Raw genomic sequence first — 10,999 nt, forward strand, 5'->3', positions numbered from 1 at the left:
TGCTCCGAGTTCGTTATTTGTCGACGGTCACGTAATTCCTCAGGGGTCTCCGTCAGGTAATTCCCCATGCTCGAGCGTGCTTGGGGCCAGCGTAGCTGAGCAGGTCGGTCGGGGTCAGGTGGTCTTCTTGGCGGGCGGTCCGGGTCGTTTACGGGGGCGGTAGGACGGGCCGTCCATAAGGATCTGGTGGCTGGTGTTGATGAGCCGGTCGAGCAGTGATTCGGCGACGACCGGATTGGGAAACAGGGGGTACCAGTCTTTGGGCGCTCTGTTGCTGGTCAGGATCAGCGGTTTGCCGGCGATTGCCCGGTCGGAGACCAGGTCGTAGAGATTATCGGATCCGCGTGTGCGCAATGTGCTCGGGCAGAATAGTCCAGGGCCATACGCACCGGGGTGTGTGCGGAATAGTACTGAGGTCAGCGTGCTATTGCACTCAGCGAGCTCGAAGCGGACTCAAGGGACTCGACTAGGTTCAGTTCGAGCTCTGGCATACGGCCGGCCGACATGGCCACTGTTTCCGCGCGAGCGTGCGCGTCGATGTCGCGTTGGACCCCCGCACGAGCGGTGTCGGTCCATGCCTGTGCACAACGGTCGGCGGCCACGGCGAGATCTGCTGTGGCGGGATCTCCTGTTAATCGTGCGATGTCGGCGCATCCGTCGGCGAGCAACCGGCGGAACAGTCCTCCGCCGGTTCCTGCTTTTTCGATGAAGGCGCTCAGGCTGAACAGGAATATCTCGAGCTGGTCTACGGGGAGGTCGGTCCAGGTCGGAATGTCGGCTGCAAGTTGAGCGGCCGCCGCGAGGCCTTCGTCCCCTGCGGCCTGTGCCGTCAGGTCGACGATTCCTGGCTGTGACGGGTGTCGCATACTGGCGGCGGACTGGCGAAACGCTTCCGCGGCCACTTGCGCTAGGTCTGGCAGTTCTTTTGACCACGCGATGCGGTACGTGCAGTGTCGTGTCGGTTGTGGAAATGATGTCGAGGATCGCGCGCGGGCCAGCGCCTCGAGTGAGACCTGTTGCACCTCGGCGCGGTCATTGTCTACGACGTAGGCGATCTCTTTGGCCTCGTCGTAGCCGATAATCACGATGTCGTGTCGACTCATCTGTAATTGGACCCGCAGGTATGGCAGCTCAGCGATGTCGCCCCAAACGAGGCTAGGCCTGCCTGCGTCGATCTCGTCGCGGATCCACGACCATCCTTCCTCGGGATCGTCGGTGGTAAGGATTTGGACCTGTGCACCGAGGCGGCGGGGTAGATCGATCTCGAAGTCGGCGCCTCGTCCTACCAGGTAGAGCGGTGGGACGAGGTCGTTCGATCGGAGGTAGGACAGTCCCAGAGCGCCACCGAGGGCAAACACCAGGCCTTCATCGGGTGGGCCATCCCATCCCAAACCGTGCCAGTGCAGAAGATCGCGCATTGCGCCCGAACCACAGTGTCCCCCCATCCGGTGTGGGTAGTCCTCGATCACGGTTGGGCGTCGCATCCGTACTCCTCACGGCTCAGTCGATCAGGGTTTGGTTGGGCTGGCAGGTATTTGACGGCGTACGACGCTGAAGGTTTCGTTGATGCTCGCCGTTATTACCTTCTCATCGTGCTCGCGAATCAGCGAGTACAGGGTCATACCGCTATTGGTGAGCTCAGTTTGGTTCGGTCGGTGGGGAGTTTCTGGGCGATGGCCCGTTTGCTGAACATGAAGTCCCGCGGGCGGTTGATGCAGTCGGCGGCGAGGAGTTCGCCGGCGCGCAGGTAGAAGCAGGTGAAGTCGCCGTCACGGGTCGGATCGCCGCGCAGGACGGTTTCGTCATACCCCGAATTAAGACCGGCAATCTGGAGTTTGTGGTGGTATTGATCCGACCAGAACCATGGAAGCGCGGCAATTTTCCTCTGTTTGCCGCAAATTGTCGCAGCGGCTACCTTGGCCTGTTCGCCCGCGCTCGGCACGGACTCTAGGCGTATGCGGCGGCCGTATCGGGCCATGTTGTGAATGGCGCAGTCACCGGCGGCCACGATATCGGGGGCGCTAGTGCGTGCTTGGTCATCGATAACGATGCCGTTGTCCACGGCCAGACCTGCGGCGGCGGCCAAATCGGTGTTCGGCTCAATACCGATGCCGACGATGACAAGGTCGGCAGGAATTGATTCACCATCGGCCAGGGCCACCTCCCGGACCCTGCCGACGCCGGACAGGGCCTCCACCAGCGCGTCCGTTCTGATGTTGACGCCTTTTCCCGATGGATCCGGTCGAAGAACGCCGACACCTCGGGCGCGGTGACACGCTCGAGGACGCGGCCGGTCGCTTCGAGCACGGTGACCTCCAGACCCAGCGCTCGCAACGAGGCCGCCGTCTCGAGACCGATGTAGCCACCCCCGACGATCACGGCGTGACAACCGGGGCTGGCGGCCACCCGGATCCTGGCGACAGTCGGCCGCAGTGCGTAGGTAATAGACCCCGGCCAGGTCGGCTCCCGGGGTGAGAAGTCGTCGAGGGCGGGCACCGGTGCACAGCGCGAGCTTGTCGTAGGGTAGGGCGTCGCCGTTATGTAGGATCACATGACCAGCCGCGCGGTCAACCTTCTCTACTGTTGCATTGAGGAGATGGATGCGCTGCTTGGCGTAGAAGTCGGGGCTGCGGATCGCGAGGTCGGCGAGGGTGCTGCGGTCCGCGAGGTAGGCCTTCGACAGCGGAAGGCGATGGTAGGGCAGGGCCGACTCGTCTCCAATTAGGACGATCTCGTCGCTCCACTTTTCCTGGCGCAGGCTGGCCGCGAGCTGGGCGCCGGCGTGGCTAGCCCCGACGATAATGGTTCGCTGCATTGTCATGTTCTCGATTTCGGGGTGAGGCGGACGGGACTGCTGCACGGATAGGTGACTGTTGGGGTGTCATGCCGCGGTAGCGGCGGTGTTGATCATTGCTTCGAACTCGACTGGCGTCAACCGGCCCAGGCGGGATTGGCGGCGCCGGCGGTGGTAGGTCCGTTCGATCCAGGTTACGATCGCGATCCTCAGCTGTTCACGGGTGTCCCAGCGCTGGCGGTCGAGGACGTTGCGTTGCAGAAGCGCGAAGAAACTCTCCATCGCCGCGTTGTCGCCGCAGGCTCCCCCTCGCGGTACCGGATGCGACGTCGTCGATCGTGGCGAGCGGGAGGTTCCCGCCGGTCAGCGTGACCTTTCCGGCGCGGGGCCGTCCGCCGTCGCCGGTCGTCGTGCGCAGGCCCTCGGCGGTCCAGGCGGCGAGACCACCGTCGAGCAGTCGCACGTCGGCGAGCCCGGCCCAGCGCAGCAACCACCATGCACGGGCCGCGGCCAGGTTGCCCGAGTCGTCGTAGACCACGACCGGGACGCCGTCGGTGATCCCCCAGCTCCGCGCGGCGGCCTGGAGGTCCTCGATCGCGGGGATGGGGTGTCGGCCCCCGACGGCTCCGGACGGTGGTGCGGCGAGTTCGGTGTCGAGGTCGGCGTACACCGCGCCGGGGATGTGGCCGTCCCGGTAGGCCTCGCGACCGTCGAAGTCGCCGAGTTGCCACCGTACGTCGAGGACCACCGGCGGCGTCCCGAGCAGCATCTCGGCCAGGTCGAGCGGGGTGACGAGTACATCGCTCATGTCGGTCAGCCTATCGACGCTCGCTCCACACCCCGGCGAAGGCCTGTCGGCCGCGATGCGAGAATGAGGCGGTCCGCACCTGCGGACGACTCTCCGCGATTCACAGGGGGCCTTTGGTGGCGCTGTTCCTGGCCGTGCTGGTTCCGGCGGTCTTCTTCGGTCTGATCACCTTCTGGCTGCACCGCCGGATCGTCCGCGCCACCGCACTCCCCCGACCGTGGTCGGGCGTCGCCGACGTCGCGCTCACCGTGATGTGGGCACTGGCGGTCATCGGGTTCGCCAGTGGCCGATCGCTGGACCCGTCGTGGGCGCGGCCGATCGGCTCGGTGGGCCTCATCTGGATCGGCATGGTCTTCTACCTGTTCCTCGGCCTGGCGATCATCGGACTGATCTCGTTCGGGGCGAACATCATTCGCCGGATTCGACGACGCCGGACCGGGACAGACGAGACGACCGACGCGGCCGCGCGCAGACTGCACCGCATGCGGATCGCGACAGCGGCCGTGGTAGTCGTGGCGCTCGGGGTCACCGGGTATGGCGTCTTCGAGGCGTCCCGGCCACAGGTGACCGAGGTCAGCGCGACATTCGACGGCCTGCCACCGCAGTTCGACGGACTCCGCATCGCCGTGGTCTCCGACCTCCACGTCGGGCCCGCGCGCGATGCCTCGTTCACCCGGCGCGTCGTCGACGAGATCAACGCGCAGAACCCCGATCTGGTGTTGCTGGTCGGAGACCTCACCGACGGCACGATCCCCTACGTCCGCGACACCCTGGAACCGCTCGCCGATCTCCGCGCACCGCTCGGGGTGTTCGGCGTCAGCGGAAACCACGAGTACTACTCCGACGACGGCGGCAGATGGCTCGACGTGTGGGAGGAATACGGCATACGGACGCTGCGGAACTCGCGGGTCCCGCTGACCGTCGACGGCGCGACCATCCAGCTCGCCGGCGTGCACGATGCCACCGCACCGGACCCGTACGAGCCGGATCTCACTGCAGCGCTAGAGGGTTCGTCGCCCGACGACTTCGTCCTGCTCCTCGCCCATCAGCCCAAGCAGGCCGTCGAGGCCTCCGACCTCGGCGTCGAGCTCCAGTTCTCCGGCCACACCCACGGTGGGCAGATGTGGCCGATCCGCTATCTCGTTCCGTTGCAACAGCCTTCGGTCCTCGGCCTGGATCGGATCGGGAACACCGTGCTGTACACGACCCGCGGTGCCGGCGCGTGGGATCCGCCGGTGCGAGTTCTCGCGCCGCCGGAGATCACCATGTTCACGCTACGGGCGACACCGTGACGTTGCGCGTACGCTCGCACGATGACCGAGTTCACGGTGGATGTCGGCGGGCGAGGCGTACGTGCACGGACAGTGGGTGAGGCGAGCGCACCGACGATCGTCCACTTCCACGGAACGCCGGGTTCCCGCCTCGAACTCACATTCGGCGACGAGATGTCCCGGCAGCGGGGCGTCCGGGTCGTCAGTTTCGATCGTCCCGGATACGGGTTGTCCGATCCGGCACCCATCGGCCTCTCGGCCGTCGCCCGAGATGCCGAGGCGCTGGCGGATCATCTTGACCTGGACCGGTTCGCGGTATTCGGCTGGTCGGGCGGCGGTCCGTTCGCGCTGGCCACAGCGGCAGCGCTACCCGCTCGGGTACGACGTGTCGGTTTGTCCGGCTGCCCCGGGCCCGCCCTCGAAATACCAAGCGTACGTGAGCAACTCAACGACAACGACATCCAGGCACTTTCCCATCTCCCGGGAGACCCCGGACGTGCCGCCCAGATCTTCCTGGACGGAAACCGGGAACTACTCGACGCAATGGTGTCCGTGCGAACCGATCCCGATGCGCCCTGGGTCGAATGGATGTGGGGCGCCAGCGATCCGGCGGTCATCACCGAGGCCCCGGTCCGTCGGGCGCTCTTCGAATCCTTCGCCGAGGCGATGAAGCAGGGTCCCGATTCGATCGCGTGGGACAACGTCGCGTTCGTCGGCCCCTGGGACTTTCGTCTCTCCGAGGTTTCCGCACCAGTTCACCTCTGGTACGGCGCTGACGATACGACGGCAATCCCCGCCGTCGGAGAGTGGCTCGCAGGTCGACTCCCGGATGCCGAGCTTTCCGTGTACCCCGGTGAAGGACATCTTGTCCCGTTTCGGCACTGGGCTGCGATGCTGTCCACGCTGACCGGCAGGTGAGTCGCAAACCCGTGAACGAGGCGCGACACCGCCCGCGACGACCGTCGCGGGCGGTTTGCGTCTGCGTCAGGCGTTGACGTCCGACGGGTGCGTCGCGAGCGGTGTCACCTTGATGTCCATGTACGGGAACAACGGGAGACCCGACAGGAGCATGTGCAGCTCGTCGTTGGACTCGACGTCGAAGATCGAGTAGTTCGAGTACTCACCGACGATGCGCCAGATGTGCGGCCACTTGCCGGAACGCTGCAGATCCTGGGAGTACGCCTTCTCCCGGACGACTGTGTCTGCCCGTACGTCCGGGTCGAGATCGTCGGGGATGTTGACGTCCATCCGAACGTGGAACAGCATCACTTCTCCGGATCGAGGACGAAGTCGTAAGCGACCGTGTAGCCGCCCTTGCCGTCGTCCTGGGGATCGAGGATCAGCTCGGGCTTCACCGCGCTGGCGACGTCGTCGTCGTTGTGGGCATCGCCGGGGAAGTACAGCTGCGCGGTGAGCTGCTCGTGGCCGGGCGCCGACACCTTGAGGTGCAGGTGGGCGGGACGCCACGGGTGCCAACCGGCCGCCGAGATCATCTTTCCGCACGAGCCGTCCGTCGGGATCATGTACGGCGCCGGGCGAATCGTGGTGATCTCGAAGTTGCCCTGGTCGTCGGTGGTGAAGGTGGCGCGCAGGTTCCACTCCGGGATGCCGGGAGCGAACTGCGAGTAGAAACCGTCGTCGTCGGCGTGCCACAGCTCGACCTTGGCGCCGGCGAGCGGGGTGCCGTCGCACGAGCGGACCTGGCCGTTCCACAACAGCGGATCGCCCTTCTCGTCCTCACGCATCGGCACTGCTCCCTTGGAGCCCTGCTCGGGGGCGTTCGGGACGTAGTAGGGACCCTCGATGCTGCCCTTGTTGCCCTCCCGGTGCTCGGTGGCGACGTCCTCGACGACGTGCTCGACCCAGACGTCGAGGAACAGCGGCCATTCGCCGTCCTCGCCGACGTTGATGAGCCACGCCTTGAGGGCGTTGTACTCGTCGTAGGTGACCTTGTGCTTGCGGATGGTCTCGTGAACCCCCGCGAGGACCTCGTTGATCAGCGTGGCCACGCGCTCCGGCGGGGTGTCCTTGACTGCCTCGAAGGGCGACTTGTCGGCGTGGAAACGCTCGGTGGCGGATGCGCCGGAGGCAGCAGCGGTCGCGACCTCGTTCGGGTGCTCGGTGGTGGTCATGTCGGTTCTCCTTGTACTCTTGCTCGTGGGGCTGCCACGAAACGATCTGTGGTGACGGGGTTTTCAGTTGTCGGTTCGGTAGCGTTCGAGTTTGTCCGGGTCGATCTCGAAGCCGATACCCGGAGCCGTGGACCGACACAGGTGGCCGTCTCGGATCTGCAGGGGCTCGGTCAGCAGGTCGTCGCTCATGTCGAGGAAGTTCGACAGCTCGCCCGCGTAGCGCGAGGTCAGTTCGAAGGCACTGCCGAAGGCGAGCGCGCACGCTGTGCCGACCTGACCGTCGACCTGGTTGCCCATGACCACCGGGATGCCGAGCCCCTCGGCGAGGTGGTGGGTCCGGCGCGAGGTGGTGAAGCCGGTCCGCGCGGTCTTGATGCTGATCGCGGTGGCGGAGCGTCCGAGGATCTCCCGGGTGACGTCGGCCGACGTGGGCACCGACTCGTCGGCGATGAACGGGACGTCGAGTTGCTCCACGAGCCAGCGTCGGCCCATCACATCGGCTGCGTCGCAGAGTTCTTCGGCGAACAGCAGGTCGAGGTCGGACATCTCCTTCATGGCTCGGGCCGACTCCGCGGCGGTCCAGCCGCGGTTGCCGTCGACGTAGAGCTCGATCTCGGCGCCGAACCGTTCGCGCAATGCCCGGACCACGGCGGTGTCGAGGCCCACCGGGTGCCTGCCGACCTTCACCTTGAAGGTTCGGATGCCGTAGGTCTCGACCATCTTCTCGGCCTCGGCGACCATCTTCGCGGGCTCGGCGAAACCGAGCATGTGGCTGACGCGCAACCGGTCGGTGAACCCGCCGAGCATGTCGCCCACGGGAAGCCCCAGGGTCTTGCCCAACGCATCCCAGATCGCCATGTCGACAGCTGATTTGGCAGCCGGGTTGCCGATCGTCCGCGCCAGCCGGGCGGCGACCACCTCACGTTCGAGCAGCGTGAGTCCGACGATCGCCGGGGCGAAGATCGTGTTGACGACGGTGATGATGCCGTCCTGGGTCTCTCCGTAGGTGAACGGCCGAGGCGGCGCTTCCGCGACGCCGACCACGCCGGTGTCGGTGTGTACACGGACCAGCACGTGATTGGCCACGTGCACCTCGCCCGAGGCGAACCTCAGCGGTTTCACGTACGGGATCGCGAATGGAATCGCGTCCACTCGGGTGATCTTCATCTTTCATCTCCAAACTGGGCACTGAGCTGAGCGTCGAGGTCGCGCGGGTCGGCGTCGGCCGAACCGGTTGCGAAAGCGGATGCGATGACATCGGCGACCGCGCCGACCACCGGGTTCTCGACACCGGTTTTCCAGGCCAGTGCGACCTCCACGGTGTCGGCGTCGGCGAGGTCGCGGACGACGAGCCCGTCCAGCGGGAGGGCTCGTACGGAGGCCGGCAGGACGGCAACCCCGAGTCCGGCGGCCACCAGCGCGAGCAACACCGGGGTACCGGATGCCTGATACGCCCGCCGGGGAACGAATCCGGCTGCGCGACAAGCCTTCACCACCGCGTCATTGACCGCCGAGTCCCGGCTGTCGTACATCACGAACGACTCACTTCGAAGGTCCGCCACCGACACCACGGGCTCGATGGCGAGCCGGTGATCGATCGAGGCGGCGAGCACCAGCTGTTCGACGTCGATCACCCGGGACTCGATGTCTTCCCCGGTCGCCGGCGGACGGAGGATGCCGAGATCGATCGCACCGGCGCGCAGAGCGTTGCACTGCCCCGGTGTCAGCATGTCGGCTCGGATGTCGAGGTCGACGTCCGGTAGTTCACGCTTGACGATGCGAGCGATACGGGGCAGATGAGAGAACGCGGCGATTCCGGTGAGACCGAGACGCACCAGGCCGCTCCGCCCCGCCGCTATCCGCCGAACCCCGTCGACGGCATCGTCGACGCCGGCCAGGACGCGCTCGGCCTGCTCCTTGAGATATGCGCCCGCAGGGGTCAGAGACACCTGGCGCGTGGTGCGCACGAACAGCGTGACGTCGAGTTCCGCCTCGAGCTGACGGATGGCGTAGGACAGAGCCGGCTGGGCCACGTGCAGAGTCGCCGCGGCCTGCCCGAAGTGGCAGGTCTCGGCGACGGCTGCGAAGTAGCGCAGGTGCCTCAGCTCCATGACTCGTCTTTTCTCGTAGAACCCCGTCGCCGGCCAGGTGAAAGTCCCCACCCTGTGCGGGATGTTCTTAGGTTGGCGGTACCTCCGTTCGGTGTGTCATGCGGTAGGAGTCGCCGTCGGTGATGACGATGGTGGCGTGGTGCAGGAGCCGGTCGAGGATGCTGGCGGCGGTGGTGTGTTCGGGGAGGAATCGTCCCCATTGTTCGAAGGGCCAGTGGCTGGCGATCGCGAGTGATCGGCGTTCGTAGGCGCCTGCGACGAGTCGGAACAGCAGTTGGGTGCCGGTGTCGTCGAGTGGGGCGAATCCGACCTCGTCGAGGATGATGAATCACCCTAGGTTTTGTGCCGCCTCCAATGTGGGCTGGTCCTCGGGTCCGAGGCCAGCGTAGTGGAGCGTTTCGAACTCGGTCGGGGGAATCTGGCCGATACTCGAGTGCAACCTGCTGTTGTTGTACCAGTCGACCCAACCAGCGGTCGCGAACTCGACGTCGGAGATCGTCCGGTACGGGCCGGAGTGGAAGATCGTGGTCCGGATGCACTCGGTCTTGTACAAGCCGTTCACCGACTCGGCCAGCGCGTTGTCGTAGGCGTCCCCGACCGATCCGATCGACGCTGCGATGTCTTCCAGTCGCAGACGCTCAGTCAGTGTAACTGATGTGTACTGACTGCCGGCATCCGAATGATGAATCAGCTCAGCAGCTTTCACCGGATGCCCTTCCCGATTGCGCTGCCACAGTGCCATCCGAAGCGGGACTGTGACCAACTCCACCGTCTTCGAAGTCGACGCATGCCACGCCACGATTCGACGGGAGAACACGTCGATGATGAACACCACGTACACCCACCCAGCCCAGGTCCGGCAGTAGGTGAAATCGGTCACCCAGACCCGGTTCGGTTCGGCAGCACTGAACTGTCGGTTCAGCAGATCCTCCGCGCGCACACCATCAGCGGAGCGGACGGTAGTGCGGACTCCCTTGGACCTTCGAATCCCATTGTGGCCTAGTGTCTTCATCGCTCGATCAACAGCACCATACGACACCCCCGGCAGCATTGTGCGGTGCAGATGGGCGCGCATCTTCACCCGCCCGTAGAGGCCCTCCGGAGTCATCTTCCGCCGGCCGTCGTCACCGGTACGCCAGACCACGGTGCGCACCGCATCGACGACGTGGGCATCGGAGACCGTCCGTGCGGCAGGCGTGCGTGATCGCCATGCCCGGTAGGTTCGTGCGGCAATCTGGCAGCCCTGCTCACGCATGACCCGGCAGATCGACTCGACCGCAAAACCGTTGGCACGCATCTGATCTATGAACGCCACGATCATCGGTTGCGGGTATCGAGTTCCCCCGCGAAGAAAGTCGTCGCTGCTTTCAGAATGGCAACGTCCTCTCGCAGCTGCTTGTTCTCCGCCTTGAGGCGCTTGATCTCGGCGGACTCCTTCGAGGTGGTCCCGGAGCGGGCGCCGGCATCGACTTGGGCCTGCACGGCCCAGCGGCGTACCGTCTCCCCGCCGACACCGACTTGCTTGGCGATCGCTTCGGCAGCGGCAGTCAACGACGTGTACTCGCCGCCGTGGGCCTCCAGCAGCCGCAAGGCCCTCGAACGGACCTCTGGGTCGATTTTCTTAGGCATGTGCTCATCCTTCCTGACTCAGAAGGAAGCGGCATCAAACCTGGGGTGATTCATGATCAGGTCTTGGCGCAGTAGGGTGTCGATGGTTTTACCGACGGTGTTGTCGGCCAGCCCGCGATACAGGGTTTCCACGAGGTCGGCGGCGGTGAAGTACCGCACTTTGTGCCCGGCGTGCACTGCGGCGATCCCCAGCCCGATCAGGGTGTGGCTCTTACCGGTCCCGGCCGGGCCAATCAAGGCCAGGTTATGTTGAG

General features: G+C 65.5%; 9 protein-coding genes and 5 pseudogenes. 2 read left to right on the top strand and 12 right to left on the bottom strand.

Annotation, left to right across the window (positions count from 1 at the left end):
• Positions 1-114: 114 nt before the first annotated feature.
• The 5 genes and pseudogenes from JW364_RS20635 to JW364_RS20655 form a co-directional block, all read right to left on the bottom strand.
• A pseudogene (locus tag JW364_RS20635) lies at positions 115-339 on the bottom strand (ATP-binding protein); the annotation flags it as partial.
• Positions 340-416: 77 nt separating this feature from the next.
• A complete protein-coding gene (locus JW364_RS20640) occupies positions 417-1,484 on the bottom strand; it encodes a BtrH N-terminal domain-containing protein (RefSeq protein WP_006358127.1) in 1,068 nt (355 codons plus the stop codon).
• 134 nt (positions 1,485-1,618) lie between these two features.
• A pseudogene (locus JW364_RS20645) lies at positions 1,619-2,821 on the bottom strand (NAD(P)/FAD-dependent oxidoreductase).
• A 60-nt stretch (positions 2,822-2,881) separates the two neighbouring features.
• A pseudogene (locus tag JW364_RS20650) lies at positions 2,882-3,106 on the bottom strand (IS3 family transposase); the annotation flags it as partial.
• Positions 3,018-3,602, bottom strand: a pseudogene (locus tag JW364_RS20655) (sulfurtransferase); the annotation flags it as partial. The pseudogenes JW364_RS20650 and JW364_RS20655, both read right to left, overlap by 89 nt.
• A gap of 116 nt (positions 3,603-3,718) precedes the next feature.
• Here JW364_RS20655 and JW364_RS20660 point away from each other — a divergent pair.
• Together JW364_RS20660 and JW364_RS20665 are read left to right on the top strand one after the other, a co-directional pair.
• Positions 3,719-4,894, top strand: a complete 1,176-nt coding sequence (locus tag JW364_RS20660) for a metallophosphoesterase (protein ID WP_042378483.1) — start codon at positions 3,719-3,721, stop codon at positions 4,892-4,894.
• Between the two features lie 21 nt (positions 4,895-4,915).
• Positions 4,916-5,791 (top strand): alpha/beta fold hydrolase, encoded by an 876-nt coding sequence (locus JW364_RS20665; RefSeq protein WP_006358132.1) that lies wholly within the window; start codon positions 4,916-4,918, stop codon positions 5,789-5,791.
• A 66-nt stretch (positions 5,792-5,857) separates the two neighbouring features.
• Here the strand turns inward: JW364_RS20665 and catC are convergent, their stop codons facing one another.
• From catC to JW364_RS20700, 7 genes and pseudogenes are all read right to left on the bottom strand, one after another.
• Complete coding sequence (catC, locus tag JW364_RS20670) at positions 5,858-6,139, bottom strand: muconolactone Delta-isomerase (RefSeq protein ID WP_006358133.1); 282 nt, start codon at positions 6,137-6,139, stop codon at positions 5,858-5,860.
• Positions 6,139-7,005, bottom strand: a complete 867-nt coding sequence (gene catA, locus JW364_RS20675; protein WP_006358134.1) for a catechol 1,2-dioxygenase — start codon at positions 7,003-7,005, stop codon at positions 6,139-6,141. Before catA ends, catC begins: the two co-directional genes overlap by 1 nt.
• Before the next feature lie 63 nt (positions 7,006-7,068).
• Positions 7,069-8,172 (bottom strand): mandelate racemase/muconate lactonizing enzyme family protein, encoded by a 1,104-nt coding sequence (locus tag JW364_RS20680; protein ID WP_006358135.1) that lies wholly within the window; start codon positions 8,170-8,172, stop codon positions 7,069-7,071.
• Positions 8,169-9,116, bottom strand: coding sequence for a LysR family transcriptional regulator (locus tag JW364_RS20685; RefSeq protein ID WP_006358136.1), 948 nt, complete (start codon positions 9,114-9,116; stop codon positions 8,169-8,171). Before JW364_RS20685 ends, JW364_RS20680 begins: the two co-directional genes overlap by 4 nt.
• A 67-nt stretch (positions 9,117-9,183) precedes the next feature.
• Positions 9,184-9,441 (bottom strand): annotated as a pseudogene (locus JW364_RS20690) (ATP-binding protein); the annotation flags it as partial.
• 3 nt (positions 9,442-9,444) lie between these two features.
• A protein-coding gene (locus JW364_RS20695) for an IS3 family transposase (protein WP_205334199.1) occupies positions 9,445-10,745 on the bottom strand; the annotation gives its coding sequence in 2 pieces (ribosomal slippage) (positions 9,445-10,472 and positions 10,472-10,745; 1,302 coding nt in all).
• A gap of 18 nt (positions 10,746-10,763) precedes the next feature.
• A partial coding sequence (locus tag JW364_RS20700; RefSeq protein ID WP_275892332.1) for an ATP-binding protein occupies positions 10,764-10,999 on the bottom strand: 236 nt, incomplete at its 5' end.

Origin of the sequence: Gordonia sp. BP-119 (genome assembly GCF_016924115.1) — a bacterium.
GTDB classification, from domain to species: domain Bacteria; phylum Actinomycetota; class Actinomycetes; order Mycobacteriales; family Mycobacteriaceae; genus Gordonia; species Gordonia hongkongensis.

What these genes read in the sequence shown, in the direction of transcription:
- catA (WP_006358134.1), bottom strand. Translation starts at nt 7,005, where the DNA reads ATGACCACCACCGAGCACCCGAACGAGGTCGCGACCGCTGCTGCCTCC.
- JW364_RS20680 (WP_006358135.1), bottom strand. Translation starts at nt 8,172, where the DNA reads ATGAAGATCACCCGAGTGGACGCGATTCCATTCGCGATCCCGTACGTG.
- JW364_RS20685 (WP_006358136.1), bottom strand. Translation starts at nt 9,116, where the DNA reads ATGGAGCTGAGGCACCTGCGCTACTTCGCAGCCGTCGCCGAGACCTGC.
- JW364_RS20665 (WP_006358132.1), top strand. Translation starts at nt 4,916, where the DNA reads ATGACCGAGTTCACGGTGGATGTCGGCGGGCGAGGCGTACGTGCACGG.
- catC (WP_006358133.1), bottom strand. Translation starts at nt 6,139, where the DNA reads ATGCTGTTCCACGTTCGGATGGACGTCAACATCCCCGACGATCTCGAC.
- JW364_RS20640 (WP_006358127.1), bottom strand. Translation starts at nt 1,484, where the DNA reads ATGCGACGCCCAACCGTGATCGAGGACTACCCACACCGGATGGGGGGA.